Raw genomic sequence first — 22,505 nt, 5'->3', positions numbered from 1 at the left:
TTGTGCGCTATACTATAACAAAATTGACCTCATTGAAACTGGAGAGAACGAGCGGATGGAGCCTTCCGTCTACGGATTTCGCAATGAAGAGCATTCGATGTTGACTGTCGACTCGATCGGCTGGCAGAGCATCCGAAGCGCCGGATATGCCTTCTCGGGCGACGACCGTCCGGACTGCGGACATGTCGTATTTCAATATACGCTTGGCGGAGAGGGCTGGATCGAATACGAGCAGCAGCGCGTTCGCTTGCCGAAGGGGACGGCGTTCCTCGTCCGGATTCCGGGCAGCCACCGTTATTATTACGAGGAAAACGGCGCCCCCTGGGAAGTGATCTGGCTCAATCTGCGGGGCGACGAAGCGGGCCGGATCTGGGACCTTGTCCTGGCGCAGGAAGGGACGGTCATTCGCAGGGATGCGGATTCCCCTTTGATCTCGCAGCTGTGGAAGCTCTATCGGGCGATCTCCGAGGAGAAGCTGACGGATAAGTACCGCTTGTCCGTCCTCGCTTACGAGTGGATGCTCGCGCTGCTCCAATCGAGCCGGGAGTCGGGTCGGGAAGTCAGCTCGAAGTCCCACTCGCTGCTGTATGAAGCCAAGCGGCTGATGAAGGCGAGCTTCGCCTCGCCATTAACGCTGGATGCGATCGCGCAGCAGCTTGGGGTGAACAAATATCACTTTTGCAGACTGTTCCAGAAGGCCGAACACACCTCGCCGCTCGCCTATCTGCGGGACCGGCGGATGGAGGCTGCGATCGCGATGCTCCGAACGACGGATCTGCCGGTTCAGGAAGTGGGCAGGCGGTGCGGCTTCGACAGCCCCAGCTACTTCGGCAAGGTGTTCCGGGAATATATGGATATGTCGCCGACGGCGTACCGGAACAAGAAGCTGGAGTTCCCGTACGATGCCATCTACTACGATTGACCTTGAGCGGTGCGAAAAGGAGACGATGACATGACCGAAGCCGCCGCCGAATACGGCACCTACGGCTTTCGCTTCGCCGATTCCCCGGAGCTGCCGCTATGCGGCTTATTCGCGGTCGGACGGGAGCGGGAGATCAGCGCCGCGTATCGCTGGGACGGCCTGACCCGCGACGACGGGACGGACGCCAGACTGGTAACGCGGGACGGCGATCGCATCGTCTGGACGTCGAACGGGCCGGACGGCGTGCGTTATGTCGCTTTGTTTAATGTCGGCGACGCGCCGCTGCGGGTCGGCGTCGTGCTGGAAGCGCTCGGCTGGAACGATGGCGCGGCGGCTGTGGCTTTCGATATGTGGGCTGCGTCGGCGCTCGAGCCGGTCGGAGAGCGGTTGGAGCTGGAGGTCGCGTCGCACGGGGCGCGATTGGTGAGGTTGAGCTAGCGCCAGCAGGCCGGACTTGGGGTCAAGACTGAGCGAGTCCCGGACGGTGCGTCCGGGACTCGGTTTGTTGCTGGTTGGGACTTCCTGCGGCCGCGTCGCTGCGTAGGGGCGTCGTTTGTTTCTGGTTGAGACTTCTTGCGGCCGGATTGCTACGTTCGGGCTGCGGTTGTTTCTGGTGGAGACTGCGGTTGTTTCTGGTAGAGACTTCTTGCGGCAGGTGCGCTGCATACGAGCTAAGTTTGTTTCTGGTTGAGACTTCTTGCGGCCTGCATGCACCACTCTGGTTTGATTGGTTTTATATCGTTGCCTTGTTTCATCAACCAAGTAGAGCCGTTTGTCTCTTGTAATGATCCTCAATCACCATGCACGCCATGGCTTCAATCACAGGTACGATCCGAGGGCAAATACACGGGTCGTGCCTGCCGATCGTCGAGATCTCCCGCTCCCCGCCTCCCGCATCTACCGTCCTTTGCGCGACGGAGATGGACGACGTGGGCTTGACGGCGACTCGGAATACAATGTCCGAGCCGGTACTGATGCCGCCGACGATGCCGCCGGCATGGTTTGTCAGAAATCCGCCCGCATCCATCTGGTCGTTGTGCTCGCTCCCTCGCATCGAAGCGGCCTGAAAGCCCGCTCCGAATTCAATCCCCTTGATCGCGCCGACGGACAGCATCGCTTTCGCAAGCTCCGCGTCCAATTTGTCAAACACAGGCTCCCCGAGCCCCGCCTCGACGCCGCCGATCCTGCACTCCACGATTCCCCCGCAGCTGTCCCCTTCCGCGGCTAATCGTTCCACTTGTTCGATCATGCGTACCGCCGCTTGAGCGTCGCACGCCCGCACGATATTGCGATCGATCGCATCCGCATCGAAGGTCTCGCACCGGATGCCGCCGATCTCGGTTGTATACGCCAGGACGGACACGCCTCTTCGCTCCAAAAGCTTGCGCGCAACTGCGCCGGCCGCTACCCGCGCTGCCGTCTCTCTCCCGGAAGCCCTGCCGCTCCCCCGGTAGTCGCGAATGCCGTACTTCTTTTCGTAGGTAAAATCCGCGTGTCCGGGCCGAAACATGGATTTAAGATCGTCGTACGCCGATGGAATCATGTCCGTATTGTCGAGCATGATGCATAAGGGCGTCCCCGTCGTTCGACCTTCAAAGACGCCTGACAAAATGCGAATTTTATCGTATTCCTTTCGCGGGGTCGTGACCGAGGACTGCCCCGGCTTCCTTCGGTCCATTTGAACCTGAATGTAAGCTTCGTCCAGCTCGACGCCCGGCGTAACGCCTTCCACAATGACACCGACAGACACGCCATGCGACTCTCCGAACGTCGTCATTTTCAAGCGTTCCCCGAACGTACTTCCGGCCATGCCGCCGCCTCCCGACTCGTTAAGATTTCTTCTCTTTGAGTTTAGAGCTATACTTGCAATAAAAGAAATCAGAATAATCGACGATTGCCATAGAGAGGGACGATATCAAAATGATCGCGAATATGGAGTGGTATCGGGTTTTCTTGCAGGCCGCAGAGACCTCCAATCTCACCAAAGCCGCGCAAAACCTTAATATGACGCAGCCATCCGTAAGCTATGCGATCAAGCAACTGGAAGCGACGCTCGGGGTTGGGCTATTTGACAGGCTGTCCAAGGGGGTCCGGTTAACATCGGAAGGACAAGCCCTTTACCGCTACGTTCGGCAAGCGTTCGCCGAACTCGATTCGGCAGAGCGTCACATGAAGCAGCTGAAGCAATTCGAGGAAGGCCGGCTGCGAATCGGCGCGAACGGGGCTATTATTAAAGACTTCCTTCTCCCCTCGCTCGACGCTTTTCACGCCCGATATCCCGCTCTCCGCATTCAACTGTCGCAAGAACGGACCAACCGCATTGTGGAAAGGTTAAAGGAGGGATCGCTAGACCTCGGCTTCGTTCATTTGCCCGTAGAGGACGAAGAGATCCAAGTAGGCGTCTCCCATACTTCGCCGTATTGCGCTGTCGCAGGAAGCGTGCATGCCGATTGGGCCGAGGAGACGCTATCGATGGAGCGGCTTGCGGAGCTCCCTCTTCTGATGCTGTCTCCCGGCAGCTCGTCCCGGCTGTTTATCGAAAGATGGTTCCAATCGCATGGAGTCCAGGCCGAGGCCGACTTCGAGCTGAGCAGTCTTGAGATGCTCGCGGAATTCGCGGAGCGCGGTTACGGCGTAGCCTTCGTCCCAAAAGCCTTCACTGCTTCCCGCGTTGCAAGCGGCTCATTACTGGCGCTGAGCACACAAGTTCCGCTGCCGGCAAGGCACTTCGGAATGGCCTTGCACAAGGATTCGGCGCCTTCGCTCGCAGCCAAGGCCTTTATGGATATGCTGGATGACTGACGTCTTCGCCCGACAGCCCGAATGCCTCAATCGGCCGCAGCCTTTTTGTCATCGAGCAAGAGCGCGATAAACGCCTTTCCTGCGTCGGCGCCGGGCCGTTCATTACGGAGTTCCATGGCGAAGAAGCCCAGACTCTTCGGCGTCTGGGCAATGATGCGAAAATGAATGCCGTTAAAGACCATGCTGCGGATATGCAAAAAGCCCAAGACGTCCGATTGGACGACTTGGGCTGCCGTAGATGATTTTCTTTATTGCTCGTCGGCGCTGGGACCGTAAATGCCGGGGATCGGCACATCGAGCAGGCGGAGATAGACCGTCAATTGACCGCGATGATGATAGCAGTGGTTAAGAAGCGTCGAGCGAACCTGCTCGTATCGCGAGGTCGAGACGATCGCCGTGCCGCCCAGCGTCCAACTGAAGGGATGCTGGAGTTCGTCGTCGCTCCACTCGCGGACCTTGCCGGCCGCTGCCGCGGTGGATCGCGCCAACAGCGTCAAGATTTCCGAGACGGATGCGGCTTCGGGCAGCGGAACGATCGGCACTTCATGGGACGATGAAGCCAGCATCGAGGCCACAGTCTCGGGCATGCCCGCCAAATGCAAGGCCAGCTGTCCCAAAGACATAGACTTGGCATGCGGCCTCCAAGCCAGGCTTGCTTCGGGAATCATCTCGATGAGACGGCGGGTAGACGCCGCTTCCCGGTGCAGTTCTTCCTCTAACAGTTGGATCAGGCTCATTAATCGATCCCTCCTTTGTGATAGCCCGATTATACGACAAGCCCGAGCTCGTCATTTCTTTCCGATTGCTCGTTTTTAAATGAGGAGCCTCAAGTTGACGTTGGGGTCAAAACGGCTGGCTGGGCGTTACTTCTGCCAGATAAAATTTATTCACTCCTCAGCAAAATTAATTTTGAATTCATTTACATAAACGGCAGTGCCCGTCATATCGATCTGTTCTCCGTTCATTACGGCGACCCTCACGCTTCCATCTCTTCCGAGCTCCTGCCCCTGTTCGATCAGAAGGTTTAGTTCGGACTCCGGCTTAATATATTTCGCATAGTAAGCGCCCATGACGCCCGAGGCCGTCCCCGTCACAGGGTCCTCCACCGTACCGGAAAATGGCGACGAAAAGTGGCGGGCATGCATATCGGCGCGGGGATCGTGAGTTTCAACGCAAAAGGGATGGACGGAGGCGTTCGGCATTTCCTTTAAGAGGAACGGGAACTGTTTATTGTCGGGCTTCATTCGTTTGAATGCGGACAGGGTCTTGATTGGAACCAACAGCGTCCAGGTCCCGGTACTTCCGTAGATGGTCGGCCATTCTGTCTCTATGTCACGCTCGTCGATTCCCATCGATAGGGCCAGCTCTTCTAGCGAACCCTTGAACGCCTGAAATTGAGGAGTCGCTTGCCGCATTGTAATATACAGTTCATTCGTTGCATCAAAACGGATAGGCAAAATTCCCGCTTTCGTTTCGATCGTCAAATCGCGCTTGTCGCCCAACATGCCTCTCGTTTTTAACGCATATAGCGTCGCCATCGTCGCGTGTCCGCAGAGATTGATCTCATGTCCCGGCGTAAAAAAACGGATTCTCAAATCCGCTGCATCGGAAGGAAGCGGGAAGGCCGTTTCGTTAAATCCGACTTTCCGTGCCACCTCCAGCATCTGCTCGGCCGTCAGCATCTCCCCGTCCAGTACGACGCCAGCCGGATTTCCTTTGTTCGGAATACGGCTAAACGCATCATAATGGTACACGGTCACTTTTCTCACGAGTTCGCCTCCGACATTGGAAGTTTTGATCACCTCTTATTTATAACTCAACGCAAGGCGCCGCGTAAAAAAAACGAGGAACGGCTGATTGCCGACCCTCGTTTTTGCTGGCGTATCGAGACGTTTTAACCCTCGTACTGCCCGTCGCTCACATGCTCCAGCCACTCGACAGCTTTGCCGTCCAGCCGTTCTTGAATGGCGATATGCGTCATCGCCGTCGTCGGCGAAGCCCCGTGCCAGTGCTTCTCGCCGGGCGGGAACCAGACGACGTCGCCTGGACGAATCTCCTCGATCTCGCCGCCCCAGCGCTGTACGCGTCCTTTGCCTGCCGTCACGATGAGCGTCTGTCCGAGCGGATGCGTATGCCATGCGGTCCGCGCGCCCGGCTCGAAGGTCACGCTGGCGCCGGCTCCCCGTGCGGGATCGGACGCTTCGAATAGCGGATCGATGCGTACCGTGCCGGTAAAATAATCGGAAGGTCCTTTGCCGGAAGGCTGCTCCCCCGCTCTTCTGATCTCCATGTCTGCTCTCCTCCGTCCGAATCGGGATCTCCTTCATAACTTAGTCGAACCCATTTGAATAGTCAACTCATGTCTATTATTATATAATCGACTTCGCCGGTTTCAATGGTCAATCCGCCGGGATCTGTTCATAGATGAACACATCGGCGGAAAGTGTCAAGTATGTCGGGGAAAGCTAGGTGAACGATTATAGCGAAAATGGACCGAAGAATCGCGAAGACGCAGGAGGCTTTGAAAAAAGCCGTCATCGAGCTGATGACCGAAAAGAATTTCGACGACATCACCATTCAGGAGATCGCGGACCGGGCGGACGTCAACCGCGGGACCATTTATCTTCATTATCAGGACAAGTTCGATCTGCTCGACCGACTCATCGAATCGCACTTGAACGAAATGAGCGAGATGGACGATTGGGCATGTGAGCTGGAATGGAAGGACGCGCTCGTCCCTTATTTTGAATACTTTGAAAAAAATTATTTGTTCTTCTCGACGATGCTGGCCAGCAAAGGCGTCCCGTCTTCGTTCAGAACCCGGCTGCTGAATTCGTTCATGGAAGGCTTCAAGTGCGAGATCGACCGGGATAGCGGCAAAAATACGGACCTGACGGACGATGTGATGCTCCAATATGCCGGCACCGCCTATGTCGGTATCATTGAATGGTGGATTAAAAACGGCATGCCCCATCCGCCGCGCGTCATGGCGCAGCAAGTCGGAACGCTGCTTGGGAGAAGTCTGTAGCCGGTCGGTGGCACCTGCGCCTCATACGCGCCGCCCTTCGGCGCACCATCATTCTGCATAGCTCGATACGCTACTGGACCCCGGAGTGAGCTGCCTTGCCTTCCATGCTTCGCAGGTTAAATCGTTGGGTCCGCGACCGGCTGCCGCTCGGCCTTCTTTTCTTCCAGGACAATGGTTCGGCGGTAAAAGGTCGAATGCGCAAGAAAACCGTCAGGCAGGATCGATGATCGCCCTGACGGTCCTTTTAAATTTGACAGATATCCGAAACGCGATTTGCGCCGAATGCCTTGCGACGGCTCATCCGACAGCCGTTCCGAAAGCCCGCGAATCCGTGCCCCCGTATCGTCGCCCGTGGATCTTCACCCGCGGATCCGTGCCCGCATCTCGTCGCCAACTGATCCGTGCCCACGTATCGTCGCCCGCGTCGATCCTTCGCCGTAAAACCTGCAAATATACATCCATTTCTGCCGCTGTCGACCCTTTTGGACATAAAAGATGCAAAAACGCAGTTATTTTCCTCCACCGGCCGGATTTCCGGCTTGCGTTTTCAATTTACCTGCATATTTGCAGGCATTTCATTCGATGTCTCGGGTCGGTTGAAAATACATGTACAGATGCCGTTTTTTCGATCCGCCGAACGCTCGCTTACCTGTCCACGATTCGCTGCCGCCGAGTCAGGGTGCCGTTTTTTTGAAAACAGGCCTATTCGAACCGGATCTCGTCGATCGTAAAGTTGCCCGTAAACGCACTATGCTTGAACTTGATGGCCGTAGCTTTGTCGAAGCCCGTAAAGTCGGCCAGCGGGATGCGAATCGTCTGATAAGCAGTCGTGGCGGTGACGGTCTTCGTCCCTTTGGCCCCGCCTGCATCCCACATCGTCACGTTAAACGAGGCGCCGTTCGTGGCGCTCTTCACGACGTATACGAGGTAAGTGTAGGCGGACAGATTGACGTTTGTCTCGGCGGCGCTGAACGTGGAGTCCCACCAGCTGACGCCGCTGAGCGTCAGCTCGGAACCGTTGCTCGAGATGCTGCCGTCTCCCCAATAACCGCCCCCCATGTCATTTTTCAGCAGCGTATTATACTGGGAAACGCTATCGTAGTTGTCAAAGATAAGCGGCGTCACGCCCCCTCCGCCGCTGGCGCTCACGACGATGCGGTCGATATCGGGCGCATAGCCGGTCGGCTGGGAAAACAGCAGCGTATTGGCGCCCGATTGCAGATGCACGGTCACAGTCTTCGCCGCTACCGTCGTCCAGCCGCCGGAGCTCGGGAAGCTGATCGACGTGCCCGCGCCGCCGTTTACGCTGAGCGAGGCCGAGCGGCTCGCGTCTCCGTTCAAATAGTAGATCGTCAGCGTATAATCGCCGGCGGCAGGCGCCGTGACGCCGTTGAACCGCAGCGTGCCGCTGCCGTTGCCCACATAGCCGACCTTGTTCCCGCCGGAGCAGGTCGTACAGCTCGAGACAGCAGCCGGGCTGACGAGCGTGTTGCCCGAAGCTTCCGCTTCATAGGAGGTCGTGCCGGTCGGTGTTGCTGTCGGCGTTGGTGTCGGTGTTGGCGTTGGGGTTGGTGTCGGTGTTGGCGTCGGGGTTGGCGTTGGGGTTGGGGTTGGCGTTGGCGTCGGTGTCGCTCCGCCGGTTAATGGTGGATCGGCCAACGTCGTGGACGTCGTGGCGCTTGCGGTTACATGGAAGCCCGACAGCGTCAGCCAGCCGCTGCGGTTCGCATCCTGCCGTGTGTTCGCGAAGCGGAGCGTCTTGCCGTTCGATAACGGGTTGACGACGCGCATGACCAGCTTGTAATCGCCGGCAGCCAGATTGTGGCTCGCGCTGAAGGCAAAGCTGTAATCCGCGCCGCCCGGCTGCACGCTTTTCAGATTCCAGTTCGCCGTGCCGAGCGACTTGACCCAGACGTCGGAAGCGTTCAGCACACCGAACTCGACCGGCCAGTTATAGTAGAACGGCGCCACACCCTTGTTCTGCAGCTTGACGTTGACCGTCAGCGAGGATGCCGGCGAATCGGGCAGTTGCACGCCCGAATTGTGCAGCGTGTAGCCGAGCATCTTGTGCGCCCGAAGCGCATTGGCCGTAGCGGTCGTGCTCGGGAGGGTCGACTTGTAAACCTTGTCGTACATGAGCCAGGAGGCGTGCGTCGTCTCGACCGAGGTCTGGAAGTTCTGACCGTTCTGGTTGGGCCAGGTCTGCCAGAAGTTCGCGTCCTGCTGGAGCGGCGGATAAAGCTCGCCTCCGATCGGATGCGTCTGCCAGATGTTTTGCAGGTTGTTCTGCGTAATGAGGCTCCAGAAATCCCAGGTCGTCTGGGTCAGCGTCTCCCAGGCGAACGAATCGTCATGATAGCCGAAGGCGTTTTTCAGCGTCGACGTGCTGGCGGAATAGGGGTAACGGGCCAGGACCTGCGTCGTGTGAAATGCGTCTTTAAATGCTGTGAGCAGCCCGTCCATATTCGTCTGATTCATCTGCCAGTCGTTCGGGGCGGCATTGTAGGGCCACGTATGCCACTCGCCCCAGAAGCCGTACAGTCCCGTCGTCACGAAGCCGATCCGCGGATCGCCGTCGTAGCGGGCGCCGAGCGCGGCGACGAATTGGCGCAGCGCCGTGTTCAGGTTGGCGTCGTTCCAGTCGGGCGCCAGGCTGTGCGTCGACGTGTCATGGTTGCCGTTCTGGTCGTAATCGCGCGTCAGCAGACCGCCGTTGATCAGAAACTGCGGAATGCCGGTCGTGCGTCCCGGATAGTCGACGTAGACACGGAACGCAGCCTGGTTGCCCCGGCTTGCGATATCGTTCAGATAGGCGTCCAGCGGCGCCCAGTTGTACGTGTTGGAGCCTGTCATGAGATCCCGCAGCGACACGTAGAACCATTCCATGCTGTGCGGGAAGCTGTTGTTCGGATCGACGCTTTCCGAAGGCTGCTTGGAGAAGGGCAAAAAGCCCTTCAATGGATTTTGCTCCAGCCCCGGCTTGTTCGGGTCGTACGTCTGGGTCTGCCATTCTCCCGAAGCCGCGGCGTGCTGCAGCCGAAGGTTCATAAGCAGCATTGTGCCAATCAGGACAAAAACCAGCATGATGAGTACCGGCTTTGCGGGCCTTGCGAGTCGTGCGTTCGACATTACATCGTTCACTCCTGTTCGCATGGGATATGTTGCTAAAGCGACCGGCGAGCCTGCCCGCCGTCCCTGCCCCTCGCCCCCTCCCCGGTGCGTCCTCGTCACCGCAGCATCCCGGCAACCACGCATGCATGCAGACTGGCGCGGACTAGTTCGCACCTTCGTAAGCGCTTACGATCTCATCATAAATCACGCGTTTTGCCTGCTGATAGGCCCCGTTTTTAAGATCGCAACCATCTTTTTTAGATCCGCTCTCCAGCGGTGGAGCTTTGGAAAATCAAACAAGAGCTGTCTCTTAGGTCACCTCATGACCTTTTGAGACAGCCCTTCGGGCGGGCGTGAGGCATCGCTGGATTGCCGTACTGCGGGCTGTCGTAAGGCAGCACTTTGCGATTGCTGCGGAGGCGATGCTGGATTCGCGGGCCGCGGAAGGCCCTATCGCCTTCTATACGAGAGGCGATGCCGCCTTCGTCGGCCGCGGATTGCCAAAGTTGCATACACAGGGTTCGTTAACGCAGCTAATCAAGGCAAGTTTGCCAGGTAACATGCGAGGTGATCGGAACTGTGGCCCGTAAAACGACACGATTTGCGCGAACTTCGCCGATTTAGCGCATCCCCCACCGATAGCGGCTCCCACGTCCGGTCACTCCGCTTCCTCCGCCTGCACCTGCCAGATCAGCTCCGCGCACAGTCCGCCCCGCTCGGATTGGCTGAGGAACAGCCCTGAGCTTTTGCCGAACAGCAGCATGAGCCGCTGATGCACGTTCTGCAGGCCCGAGTCGATCTGATCGCTCGGCGCCGTGCGAATCTTCGTCTGCAGCGCCTCCAGCTGCGCCGGCGACATGCCCGTGCCGTTGTCGTCGACCGAGAGCCGCGCGATGCCTGCCTCCTCCAGCGTTCCCCGGATGCGGACGGTCCCGTACTTCACGGGCTTGCGGAACGCATGCACGATCACGTTCTCGATCAGGGGCTGCAGCGACAGGCGGGGGATCTCCATCTTCAGCATCGCCGGATCGATATCGATCTCGTACTCGAAGTCGTCCGTCAGCATACGGTGGATGTCCAAGTAATTTTCGATCAGATTGAGCTCTTCCTGAATGGTCGCGAAGCTGCTGCTGAGCTTGGTCGTATAGCGGTAATACCGGCTCAGGTTCATCGTCATCGAGACGGCCGCTTCCTTTTCCTCGAGCTCCACCATGCTCTTGATATACGCCAGCGTGTTGTAGAGGAAATGCGGATTGATCTGCGACTGCAGCTGCTTGACGTTCGCTTCCTTCGTCCGAATCTGTTCCTTCAGCACGTCCTCGATCAGCTCTTCGATTCTCGCGGCCATCGAGTTGAACTTTTGATAGACGTACCGAAACTCTCCCTTAGGCGGATCCTTCATCCGGCTCGTGTAGATGCCCTTCTCGATGAAGTTCATGCCCTGCATCAGCTTGCGGAACGGAATGCGGATGCTCCGGTACAGCAAAAAGCTCAAGATGCAGGCCATAAAAAGCATCATGCCGCTGATCGAGTAGAACATCGTCTGGCTGCGCTTGATCGGAGCCATGATCGTGTCGATCGGCACGTAGTCTACCAGATACCAGCCCAGCGGCTGCACCATGTCCATATGCACCTGGTACGTGCCCCCGCTCGTCCGGATAAGCAGCGGATCGAAGCCCTCTTCCGTGGCAACCGGATCTAGCTCGGGCAGCATCTCCTGAATCAAAGCCTGATTCGCCGTATAGTTATAGATCGGGTTGTCTCCGGGCTTGTATAGAAAGGGATCCTCCAGTCCGTTGCTCTTCATCTCGGACAGATCGCTCTTGATCTCGCCTTCGTCCACTTTGGCGACGACCGTCAGATCCGCCTCTTCCTCCTTGGCGCTCTTGGCCGGATTGGAGATCGTCTCGATAAAATAGGCGCTGCCCTTCGAACTCGTCCGGTAGCTCCAGAAGCCGTCTTTGTCCGGCAGCTCCTCGGGCACGGCGCCCAGGCTGGAATTGCTCTTGATCACGACTCCCGTCTTTGGATAGACGACCGCGATGATGCCCTTCCACCTCCCGTAGCCCGCCAGCCTGCTGATTTCCTCGGATACGGTCTTCAGCGTGCGATAGTAGAGCAGGTCGTCGTTCAGCAGGTCCGGATAGGCCAGATTGCGGACTTCCGTGCTCTCGTACAGCATCTTTTGATAGGAATCGTATTGGGCGAACATTTGACCGAGCTGCCCGACGAACGTTTCGACCTGCGTCCGCTTCGCCTTCACGATTTCCCGCGTCAGGACGCTGGAGCTCGTATGATTCGAGTAGGCGTACAGCGCGATGATCGGCGTCAGCAGCAGCAGCAAGGCGAGTACCATATTCGTGAAAATGCTGGATTTCACTTCGATTCCCCCCGATCCGCGGGGGAGGTCTGCGCAGCCCGGAAATCCGCGTACTGACGCTTGAATTCTTCCCATACTTTCTCGTAGCCGGCTTTCTTCAGGGCCTCCATCGAGCCCGGAAAGGCCTGGTCGTAGCCGACGATGCCCAGATTGATCGGCAGAAACTTCTCGTTGTACACCGCGAGCACTTTGGCGTACTCTTTTTTGACCGGCTCCTGGTTAAAATGAAAACCGAAAATTTTCGATATCCGCGCATTGTCGTCGTTATGCAGCATATCCTCCACGACGGAATCGTCCACATTGGTCGTCGGCATGAAATAGTTTTTGTTGCGCCACATCCATTCGTACATGAACTGGTCGTTCGTGAGAAGCTGGATTTTGTCGTTCTCGATGCGATAGTCTTTGCCCTCTACGCCATAAATGATGAAGTTGTAGTGCTCCTTGCTCTGCAGGATCCAGTTCATGAACTGCATGGCGCGCTCAGGGTGCAGCGCCTTGGTCGGAATCATATACGCTTCGTTGGAAGGCGCGACGATGTACTTCGGTTTGTCCGGGGCCAGATAATATTCTCTCAGCTTGGCGTCGGGATCCGCGTTTTGCACCGTCTGCAGGTTTTCCATCGCCCGGGAGACGGCGCCCACCCGGAACAGCAGCCTGCCCGCATCCTCCTGATCGATGTTGGCCGCCTTGTTGCCGGCGAGGCGTTTGTCGATTACGCCGATGTCCACCCAGCGTTTGCGTACTTGCGCGACCTTCTTGTACAGATCGGATTCCAGATAATCGACAAGCTCGCCCGTATCCTCGTTCACGGCGAACATCTGATTTTCGTCGAGGAAGGTGAGCGGCTGATCCGACAGCTCCCGCCACAGGACGTCCTGGCCGCGATCGTTCTCCAGATATCCGTAGTAGCGCGGATCGCGCGCATGCATTTTCGTATAAAACGCTTCTAGATCGGCAATCGTCCGGATGTCCTTCATGCCGACCGACTCCAGCAGATCCTGGCGCACCATCACCGACGTGAACTTGCCGGCAGAGGTGAACGCCTGGGATGGAATCGCCCAGAGGCTGCCGTCCATCTCGTACTGCTTGAAGTTGTCCGCCGGGATGTTCGCCGTCAGATCCTTGCCGTACGTCCGAAGCAGCGTATCGAGCGGCTGGAGATAGCCCTTCGTCTTGTAATCCGACACGAACGACATGCCGTACCAGAACAAATCGTAGTTCTCGCCGGTGGACAGCGCCAGCTCCACCTTGGATTGATAGTCCGCCCAGGGGATATACGTCAATTCCAGCTTGATGTTGAGCTCCTGCTTCAGGCGCGCGTTCAGCTCGTTGTCGACGAACTCCCGCATGCGCGCCGACTCGTCCCCGGGCATGATCATGCTTAGCGTGACGTAAGGCTGCGGCACATCCCCGCCTGTGGATTCGCCATGCTCCGGCACGCCTTTGCAGGCCGAGGCAACCGCGGTCCACGCGATGAACGCGCATAATAATAAAATACGATGGATTGTTTTCACCTAAGCTGTCTCCCCCGCAAAAAGAGCATCGATACCATTCAATTGTATAAAGCCCCGGCAGAATCCTGCCGAGGCTCCAAACATTCAGTTCATAAATTGAACGCGCTGTAAAAACCGCTTGAGCAAAACAACCGCTTCGGCTCTGCTCGCATTCGCGGCAGGATCGATCGTCGTTGCCGATCTGCCTTGAATGATGTCGGCGGCGAGCAGCTGCGCTACAGCCGGTTTGGCCCATGCGCCAATCGCGCCCCGGTCGGCGTACTTCGCAAGAATCGTCTCCTCGGCATCGCCCGCTGCCGCGGATTGGCCTGCATATTTCAGCGCTCTGGACAGCATGACCGCCATTTGTTCGCGGGTGATCCGGTCGTTCGGTTTAAATGTACCATTTTGATAGCCCTCGATGATACCCGCATTCACCGCCTGTTCGACCGCATCGTTGTACCAAGCCGATTCGTCGACGTCGCTGAACGAAGCCGCCGCAGCCGGGGCGCTTAAGCCGAGCGAACGAACGAGCAGCGCCGCGAATTCCGCGCGCGTAATCGCGCTGTTCGGCGAGAAGTCGTTTGGCGTAACGCCGCTCACGATCCGCTTCGAAGCCAGCGATTCGATATCCGCCTTGGCCCAGTGTCCGTTCAGATCGGCGAATGTCTTGCTGCCGGACGCCACCGCGTAGATGCTGTTCCCGTTCCGTTTGATCACCGCTTCCGTGCGGTCGCCGCTCGCCTGGAAGACGGCCGGTACAAAACGGAAGGTGCCTGCAGCCGGATCGTACAGCAGTGCTGTCGTTATTGACGGATCAACCGTACCGGATAGGACGATCGTTCGCTCGACATAGGTGCTGCCGAAATCGGCGATCTCGACGGATTTTCCGTTTGCTTCCGCATAAATGTCGTATTCCAGGACAGGGGCTAGCAAGGTCAGGCCATCCTTGGCTGCCTGTGCGGACAATTGCGCTGCCGCCGCGCCTGCTATTTTGTTGATATCGATTCTGATGGTTATCGCATCGGCGCTTACGCCAAGCTTCTCCGCCATTGAAGTCAATCCCAGAACGGAGACAGGCACCTTGTAGCTGCCATAATCCGTCTGCACGACGATGGACGCGCCCGGCAGATTTTTCGCGGCATCGACAAGCGCAGCAGACGGGATGTTCAACTTCACGCTGCCGCCGTCGTTTTTCACGTCGATTGTGACCGCGTTTAAGGTCGCCGACGCTTGCTTCGCGAGCGCGTCGAATGCCTCTTTCAGCCGCTTCGCATCGATCGTTGCCGTCGTTTCCGTGACGCCGTCCGTATTTTGGGTTTGCGACGTCTTCACTGCGTCCTGCCTCAGCTTGACGCCGTCCTTCGTCTGCTCAAGCGCCGGTGTCCCGGGCGTCACGGTCGTACCGCCGGAAGGCGGGTTGGTCTCCGGCTCGGACCCGGAGGACACGGTGACCTGGAATTGCTTCGCGATATTGCCGTCCGACGTCTTGGCCGTGATCACGGTCTGCCCGACGCCTACAGCCTTGACCAAGCCTGCTGCAGAAACATAAGCCACGGCAGGGTCGGACGAAGACCATACGACTCTGGCGTTGCTTGCTTCAGCAGGCGCAGCAGCAGCGCTGATCTGCGAGCTCGCGCCAGGCGCCAGGTGCAGCTGTTCTGCCGTCGTAGCCGTTAAGCTCGTTACCCGCACCGGTGCCTCAGCCGCGCTGCCGGTCACGACGACGCTGCCCAGCTGCAGCCACCCGCCGTCATGTTGCTCGGCATTCGCGAACTGGAACGGCTTGGCGTCCGCATTGACCTGCTCGAGCGGATTCACGTAACGCATCAAAATCTGATAGCTTCCGTTGCCAAGTGCCGGATTGTTCGTCGACTCGAACAGCTTGTTGCCGTCGAACCCGTTTGTATTCGGCAGCAAATCTTTCAGATCCCAACCCGGTTCCCAGATGCTGACGATGCCGTTTTCCGTTTGGGCTGCGAGCTCCACCTTCCAATTGTAATAGAAAGGCGCTACGCCTTTGTTTTCGACTTCTACGCCGACCTTGAGGTTGCCGTTAGCCGCATCCAAGTAGGCAGTCGGTACGTAGTACTCGTAACCCATTTTGCGCGAGCCTTCCGTCGCTCTTGCCAGCGCATCGGCGTCCAGCGGCGTCTGGAAGATGCCTTGCGCGATCAGCCAGGAGGCGTGGGTCAGATTCAGGCTGGTGTAATAATCCTCGCCCTGCGCGCCTTCGATCGGCGTCGACGGCTCATTGTAGCGCGGCGGATCGTTGTTCCACATTTTCACCTGAATCTCGGGCCGCATCTCCCCGCCCATGGCGTTCTTCTTCCAGAATTCCGTGGCCGACGCATCCTTGATGCGGCCCCAGAAATGCCAGCTTTGACCGCCGAGGCTCGGCGGGAGCGTCTGGAACGCGAACGAATCGTCGTGATAGCCGACATCGAAATTCGTCGTCTTGAGCGTGGCGTTGTCCATCGGATACCGCAGCACAAGCTTGGTGCTGTCGAACGCATCGTCCATATCGGTCAGCACGCGCTTGAGATTGGCGTCGGTCGGCATCAGGTTCGGCGATTTTAAATTGCCGTCATACGGGTACGTATGCCACTCGCCCCAGAAGCCGATCAAGCCGATCATGATAAATCCGATCCGGGGATCGCCGTCATAACGCGCCCCAAGCGCGCCGATGAAATTGTCCAAAGCGCCCATCAAGCGTTCGTCGTTGTAATCGGGCGCCAGGCTCGTGGCGTCCTTGCCGTTGTCATAGCCTTCATAGGCAAACGTCTTCAGCCCTTCGTCGATCAGGAATTGCGGGATGCCCGAAGGTTTGTTCGGATAGTCCAGATACACTCTGAACACGGCCTGATTGCCTCTGGCGGCTACGGCTTCCAGCCGTTTGTCGAGCTCCGTCCAATCGAAGTCGTTCAGGTTGTTCATCAGCTTGCTCAGCGGCAGATAGAAAAACTCCATGCTGTACGGCAGCTGGGTCGGACGGTCTCGCCAATCGTCGCCTGCCGTGAAGTACGCTTCCTCGGATGCATCGTAGAAAGGAAGGAAGCCCTTGAGCGGATTATCTACGGGTGCCTGGCTATACGTGAGGGCGTGCGTTCCCTCTGCCGTCGCCCATGCCGGCGCGCTCGGGTGGTCGACAGGCTCAGGTCCGGAAGGACCTCCGTCGCCGCCGCTCGTTCTGCCCGCCAGCGCATACAAGCCAAGCGCATCGATTGTGAGGACATTGTCCGATTGGCCGGCCGGGCCGAAGCCGAACTGAATTTGCAGCACCTTGCTTCTGTCGAATGCGGCGTCGCAAGCGCCGCAGCCCTGCCAGGACGATTGGGCGAAGGCGTCCCAAGGAATGCGGACCATCCCTTTGTAGCCCGCGGCGATCGACAGCGAGCCTCCGCTAAGCGTGATCGTCTTCCAGCCGTCCGCAGCGTTATAGAACTTGACGGCGGCTCCGGCTTTTAAGGAAAACTCGCCTTTCGACGCATCGGTAACGAGCGCTACGTTGAGATCCATGCTTTTGCCGCTCGGCGACGCATTGTTCACCCAGAAGGTTAGACCGTCGTAGTCGGTCCATTCCGTATCCGTACCGGTAAACGCCGCGCGCTTGATATTGATCCAATTGGACGCAGACTTGCCGGGCGTCGGGGAGACGGAGAACTTCATCGCCTGCGTGCCGTTCGCCACGTTTACCTTGTCGAGCGTCCGAAGTACGGACGGATCGCCGTCCTCCCAGTCGATCTTCCAGACGTTCTGCAGCGCGGCATCGTCCGCATAGGTATCGAAGCTGTCCAGGCTGCGGTCTGCCCGATAGAGCGCGATGTCGTCGACCGTGACGACATTGTGGATGTAGCCCTTCGGCGGGAAGCCGAACTGAAGGCCGTCGATCTCGCTCGGGTCCAGCGCGGCCGCGCATGCCGCCTGATCGCCGTCGCACTGCCAGGCCGCTTGAACGAATTGATCCCAAGGGATTCTGACGACGCCGCTGAAGCCTGCCGGAACGTTCAGCGAAGCGCCATTGAACGCCGCTGCGCGCCAGCTTCCGTCCGCGGCGAGCGTGTACGCCGATCCGCCGTCCTTTAACCCGAACTCTCCGTTCGCAACAGGCGTCTCGAGCGCGACGTTCAAGCTGAAGTCCTTGCTGTCGCTCGTCGTGTTGTTGACCCAGATGCTTAGGCCGTCGTATCGGGACCAATCCCGCTTGCCTTCAGGGATCGCATGGATGATATTCGCCCATTCCGAATCCGCGGTGGCGACGGACAGCCGGAGGCCCTTGCTCCCGCTCGCCTGGCCGAGCGCTCTCGTCACCGAGCCCGGCTTGTCGGACCAGGCTTCCGTCCATGCTTGATTGATGGCCGTATCGTCCGCATAAGACTCGAAGTCTTCGATCAGCCCGGCCGTGCCGGTGCCCGGATTCGTCGGCGTGTCCGGACCATTACCGTTACCGCCGCCTGTTTCCGCATCCGATTCGTATTTGTCCGTGAAGTAAATTTCATCGATATAGATCGTGCCCGTCGTATTCCAGGTCGCTTGCGCGAGGGCGATGCTCCAGATCGTCTGCGACAGATCCACGCCTTTTGCAGGCAGATCGATGACGAGATCCTTATAGCTTGTCGTAAGGGTGTCGCCGCTGAATTGGCCGAGCGTCTTGGTGACGCCGCCGATCGTGAGGCTGATCTGGCTTTCTTCGCCGCCGACGGCGCCTTTCGCCCGAATGACGAGCTTGCTCGTAGCGGCCAGATTGCGGCCGATATTCGTCTCTAACCGCGACATATTCTGATATTGAAGGATGAGCGCGCCGTCTTCAACGACGCCTGCGCCGCTGCCATTCGCAAAGTTGCTGGAGCCGGTCCATTGATTCAGATCGTTTTGCGTGCTGCCCGACCAGGCCGGCGTTCCGTCGTAATTATCGACGAGCAGCTTCGTCGGCGGAGGCGGAGGCGTTGTCGGCGGCTGCGTGCATGGCGACGCGCAGTTGCCCATCAGCACCGTGCCGAGATTAAGCCAGCCTTCCTTGTCCTGATCCGCGTTGGCGAATCCCACCTGCTTCGCTTTGCCGCTGATCGCCTCGAGCGGATTCACGACTTTCATGACCAGGTAATAATAACCGTCGCTTAAGGCCGGATCGTTGATGGTCGTATCAAAATAATACGGCTCGCCGAACGGCACATACTTCGGATTGCCAGCTACGTTCCATTCCGGATACGTGCGGATCTCCGAAGGCTGGACCTTCGTGATATCCCAGGACGTATCCCACTGCTTGACCAGCTTGCCGGATGCGTTTTTCACGCCCAGCTGTACCTTCCAGGGATAGGAGAACGGCGCCACGCCGTTATTCTGAATAGCTACGCCGATCTTAAGCGGAGCTCCCTGCGCTACATTGTTGTAATAAGCGCTCTTCACGTTCAGATCGTAGCCCATCTTGCGGATGCCCGCAGCCACCTTGGCATCGTTCGCGCTGTAGCTGCCGACGCCTTTATGATTGATCATCCACGTTGCATGCGTGAGCTCGATATCGTCGATCGCATTGTCGACGTCGGTGCCGCCGCTGAAGAAGCGCTCCTGAATCTCCGGACGGACTTCGCCGCCGATCGATTCCGTGATCCACTTGTTCTCCGAGCCGGCATCCAGCATCTGCGTCATGAACGAATAATAGGCGCCGCCCATGCTCTCCGGCTGGGTCACGCTCTGCAGCGGATCCCCTTCCTTATAGCCGAACGAGTCGTCATGGTATCCGATGTCGTAATCGCCCGCATTGGGCAGGCCGGGATTGCGGACCTCTAATTTAGTGTGATTAAAGGCCGTGTCGTAGGCGTTAAAAATAGCGTTGATCGTGTCTGCATTCGGCATATGGTCCGGATAGCTGTCGCTGCTCGTATCCGTATCGTACGGCCAGGTATGCCACTCGCCCCATAAACCGACCAGGCCCATATGGATGAAGCCGATGCGCGGATCGCCGTCGTATTTGGCGCCAAACGCTTTAATAAAGTTGGTCAAATACGTGACCATGCGCGGATCGTCATAGTCGGGTTCGTCCTGATTGAAGGCATCGTTGTGACGAATCTCAATGCCGTCGTCATGCATGAACTGCGGGATCGCGTCGGCTTCGCCGGGATATTCCAGATAGACGCGAAGCACCGCCTGATTGCCGCGTGCGGCAATGGCATTCAGCTGCGGCTCGATCCCCGCGTCGAACGTGAAGGAATTCGGGCCGTTCATGACCGCCCTGAGCGGCACGTAGAACCACTCGAGGCTGTGGGGAAGCGAGGCCTCGTTGTCCCACGGATAAAAGGGTGCGAAGCCTTTGAGCGGATTGTCCAGCGGACTGGGCGCTGCGGTCAGATCGTGCCTGGCCAGCGCGCTGTCCGCCACCGGGCTCGGATAGGGATTGACCGGCACGCGCGTCGGATCTGGGCCCGCGGCATGGGCGCTGCCTGGCGCCGTATTCGCCAGCACGGTACTTAGGAGCATACACATCGCAAGAAAAACGCTGAAGGACGATTTTCGGATCTGACGAGCCGATAATGGATTCATCGGAATCCTCCTTGATTGTTTTTTACCAATGATAGCGTTACCACAAAAGCCTTGAAGGGTCTGCCGACGATTAGAATCGCCGTTCTCCCTTCTATTTCAAGTAAAAAGGTCCTTGTGCATCTCAACAGCGGGATCGCTCCTTGCAAGGCATAACCATAGCTGCAAATTTGCCACTACGACTCCGTTTCGTAACTTCGATCAAAGCTATAAAGGAATTTTTTTCGTTATAGCGATGAAGTGTCGCCTCGGGCATAGGCATAACGGACATTTTTTCCGCTATCGCAGCGCAGGGCCGCCCCATGCTTAGGCATAACGGAAATTCTTTCCGCTATCGCAGCGCAGGGCCGCCCCATGCTTAGGCATAACGGAAATTCTTTCCGCTATCGCACCGAAGGGCCGCCACAAACAGAGCCGTTCCGCAAGATTTGCCGGCAACCTTCCTTAGCGCCTATCAGCCTCAGCCCTTGCTCGCGCTAAACGCAACGCCTTCGATGAACCGCCGCTGGAAGATAAAGAACAGCACGAGCATCGGAATGACGGCCATGAACGCGCCGGCCGTGAGCACCGGATAGTCCGTGCCGAACATGGAGACGAGCGTCGCAAGTCCTGCCGACAGCGTCAGCTTCTCGGGCGAGCTGTTGATAATGAGCGGCCATTGCAGGTCGTTCCAGGACCAGAGCAGCTGGATGATGACGATGGCCACCAGCGCCGACTTCACGAGCGGCAGCATGATGTGGCGGAAGATCTGGAACGGATTGCAGCCGTCGAGCACGGCGGCCTCCTCCAGCTCCTTGGAGATGCCGAGGAAAAATTGACGCAGCAAGAAGGTCGCGAACGGACTGACGAGCGAGGCGATCCAGAGCGCGGTCACCGAGTTGACGAGTCCGAGCTTGCTCATCATCATATATTGCGGCGTGTAAAACACCGGGTTCGGCACCATCATGACCGAGATGATCAGGAAGAAGCACAGGGCGCTGCCCGGGAAGCGAATGCGCGCGAACGCGAACGCCGCCATGGCGCTGAAAATGACGGGAAACACCGTCTTCATGAACGCCGACATCAGCGTATTCGCGTAATAGTGCAGAAAAGGGGACTGCGCGAGCGCATCCTTATAGCCGCGAAGGCTGGGCTCGGCAGGGAACAGTCGAATCGGAATCTGGGTTGCCTCCGTCGTCGTCTTGAGCGACGTAAGGACCATCCAGAGGAACGGAAGCACCATGATGACGGCTCCCGCGATGAGAATCAAGTGAATGACGATATTGCTTCTACGCTTGGCAGAGGCGACGCCGCTCATATTCGTACCTCCTCAGTCGTAAACCACCCATTTTTTTTGCATCAGGAACTGGAAGCCGGTCAGGATCAGGTTGATGAGCAGCAGAATATTGACGATTGCCGCCCCGTAGTTCTGATCGTAGTAGATAAACGAATTCTGGTAATAGGCGTAAACGAGCGAGCGCACGGAAGGCAGCGCGACGTTCGTCTTGCCGATGATCAGGTAGATGCTGTCGAAAATTTGCGTGGCGCCGATGACGAGCACAATGGACGTAAAAAACAGCGTCGGCGTCAGCAGCGGGAGCGTAATATAGCGGAACTTGCGGAAGCCGACGGCGCCGTCGAGCTCTGCCGCTTCGTACAGCGGACGCGGGATGCCCTGGAGACCGGCCAGGATCAGCAGCATGTTGAAGCCGATCGCGCCCCATACGCCTACCATGACGAGCGCGTACATGGCGAACCGTTTGTCCGAGATCCAGGCGATGTGCGTGCCGATCACGGAGTTCAGCAGGCCGTAGTCCTGTGCGAAAATAATGACCCACACCATAGCAGCTGCGGCGGCCATCGTGACCTGCGGCAGAAAATAGATGACCCGGTAAACGGACCTGCCCTTGATCTTCGCGTTCATCAGAACGGCGAAAAACGTAGACAGCACGATCGTCAGCGGCACGAACAGCACGACGTACAGCATCGTGTTGCGAAGGTTTTGCCAGAACTCGTCGTCCTTGAACAAACGCTCATAGTTGGCGAGACCCACCCAGTGATTGTCCATGCCGAAATTTTCGGACTTCAGGAAGCCCAGATAAACCGAGTAGATCGCCGGCCACAGCCAGAATACCAGCGTCCCGATCAAGGTAGGGGCGATCATGATATACGCCCATGCGTATCTGCTTCTCGAATGCATTTCCTTCACCCCATCATGGCCGAAGGCGTCCCGATAGCGGGATCGCCTTCGACGAT

The 22,505-nt window shown here is 57.9% G+C and carries 15 protein-coding genes; 4 read left to right on the top strand and 11 right to left on the bottom strand.

The features are described from left to right. Positions 1 to 55 precede the first annotated feature (55 nt). Both ACFSR7_RS09155 and ACFSR7_RS09150 read left to right on the top strand, forming a co-directional pair. On the top strand, positions 56 to 922 hold the full coding sequence (locus tag ACFSR7_RS09155; protein ID WP_378160753.1) for a helix-turn-helix transcriptional regulator: 867 nt from the start codon (positions 56 to 58) through the stop codon (positions 920 to 922). 30 nt (positions 923 to 952) lie between these two features. Then, entirely contained in the window at positions 953 to 1,360 is a 408-nt protein-coding gene (locus tag ACFSR7_RS09150) for a hypothetical protein (protein ID WP_378160751.1), read from the top strand. Between the two features lie 316 nt (positions 1,361 to 1,676). Here the strand turns inward: ACFSR7_RS09150 and aroC are convergent, their stop codons facing one another. Continuing rightward, positions 1,677 to 2,732 carry a chorismate synthase gene (gene aroC, locus ACFSR7_RS09145; RefSeq protein WP_378160749.1) on the bottom strand — a complete coding sequence of 352 codons (1,056 nt, stop codon included), beginning with the start codon at positions 2,730 to 2,732 and terminating at the stop codon, positions 1,677 to 1,679. 110 nt (positions 2,733 to 2,842) lie between these two features. Here aroC and ACFSR7_RS09140 point away from each other — a divergent pair, with 110 nt between their 5' ends. Further along, complete coding sequence (locus tag ACFSR7_RS09140) at positions 2,843 to 3,724, top strand: LysR family transcriptional regulator (RefSeq protein WP_378160748.1); 882 nt, start codon at positions 2,843 to 2,845, stop codon at positions 3,722 to 3,724. Positions 3,725 to 3,750: 26 nt separating this feature from the next. Here ACFSR7_RS09140 and ACFSR7_RS09135 read toward each other — a convergent pair whose 3' ends face one another. From ACFSR7_RS09135 to ACFSR7_RS09120, 4 genes are all read right to left on the bottom strand, one after another. Next, positions 3,751 to 3,921, bottom strand: a complete 171-nt coding sequence (locus ACFSR7_RS09135) for a hypothetical protein (protein ID WP_378160746.1) — start codon at positions 3,919 to 3,921, stop codon at positions 3,751 to 3,753. A gap of 51 nt (positions 3,922 to 3,972) precedes the next feature. Then, a complete protein-coding gene (locus ACFSR7_RS09130) occupies positions 3,973 to 4,461 on the bottom strand; it encodes a DinB family protein (RefSeq protein WP_378160745.1) in 489 nt (162 codons plus the stop codon). A 150-nt stretch (positions 4,462 to 4,611) separates the two neighbouring features. Then, positions 4,612 to 5,493 carry a PhzF family phenazine biosynthesis isomerase gene (locus ACFSR7_RS09125; RefSeq protein ID WP_378160743.1) on the bottom strand — a complete coding sequence of 294 codons (882 nt, stop codon included), beginning with the start codon at positions 5,491 to 5,493 and terminating at the stop codon, positions 4,612 to 4,614. 125 nt (positions 5,494 to 5,618) lie between these two features. Continuing rightward, positions 5,619 to 6,014 carry a (R)-mandelonitrile lyase gene (locus tag ACFSR7_RS09120; RefSeq protein WP_378160741.1) on the bottom strand — a complete coding sequence of 132 codons (396 nt, stop codon included), beginning with the start codon at positions 6,012 to 6,014 and terminating at the stop codon, positions 5,619 to 5,621. Between the two features lie 189 nt (positions 6,015 to 6,203). On the opposite strand from ACFSR7_RS09120, the gene ACFSR7_RS09115 reads away from it, so the two are divergent. Further along, positions 6,204 to 6,752, top strand: coding sequence for a TetR/AcrR family transcriptional regulator (locus ACFSR7_RS09115; RefSeq protein WP_378161160.1), 549 nt, complete (start codon positions 6,204 to 6,206; stop codon positions 6,750 to 6,752). 702 nt (positions 6,753 to 7,454) lie between these two features. Here the strand turns inward: ACFSR7_RS09115 and ACFSR7_RS09110 are convergent. The 6 genes from ACFSR7_RS09110 to ACFSR7_RS09085 form a co-directional block, all read right to left on the bottom strand. Continuing rightward, on the bottom strand, positions 7,455 to 9,881 hold the full coding sequence (locus ACFSR7_RS09110; RefSeq protein WP_378160739.1) for a DUF4832 domain-containing protein: 2,427 nt from the start codon (positions 9,879 to 9,881) through the stop codon (positions 7,455 to 7,457). Between the two features lie 640 nt (positions 9,882 to 10,521). Beyond that, positions 10,522 to 12,243 carry a sensor histidine kinase gene (locus ACFSR7_RS09105; RefSeq protein WP_378160737.1) on the bottom strand — a complete coding sequence of 574 codons (1,722 nt, stop codon included), beginning with the start codon at positions 12,241 to 12,243 and terminating at the stop codon, positions 10,522 to 10,524. Beyond that, entirely contained in the window at positions 12,240 to 13,757 is a 1,518-nt protein-coding gene (locus tag ACFSR7_RS09100) for an ABC transporter substrate-binding protein (protein WP_378160735.1), read from the bottom strand. Before ACFSR7_RS09100 ends, ACFSR7_RS09105 begins: the two co-directional genes overlap by 4 nt. 84 nt (positions 13,758 to 13,841) lie before the next feature. Continuing rightward, positions 13,842 to 20,273 (bottom strand): S-layer homology domain-containing protein, encoded by a 6,432-nt coding sequence (locus ACFSR7_RS09095; RefSeq protein WP_378160733.1) that lies wholly within the window; start codon positions 20,271 to 20,273, stop codon positions 13,842 to 13,844. 457 nt (positions 20,274 to 20,730) lie between these two features. Next, positions 20,731 to 21,567, bottom strand: a complete 837-nt coding sequence (locus ACFSR7_RS09090) for a carbohydrate ABC transporter permease (RefSeq protein WP_378160731.1) — start codon at positions 21,565 to 21,567, stop codon at positions 20,731 to 20,733. Positions 21,568 to 21,579: 12 nt separating this feature from the next. After that, entirely contained in the window at positions 21,580 to 22,449 is an 870-nt protein-coding gene (locus tag ACFSR7_RS09085; protein ID WP_282906634.1) for a carbohydrate ABC transporter permease, read from the bottom strand. Positions 22,450 to 22,505 lie beyond the last annotated feature (56 nt).

It is taken from the genome of Cohnella sp. GCM10020058 (assembly GCF_042683485.1).
Classification (GTDB): domain Bacteria; phylum Bacillota; class Bacilli; order Paenibacillales; family Paenibacillaceae; genus Cohnella.
The sequence above is the reverse complement of the archived record's forward strand: the minus strand, read 5'-3'. Positions and strand labels throughout refer to the sequence as shown.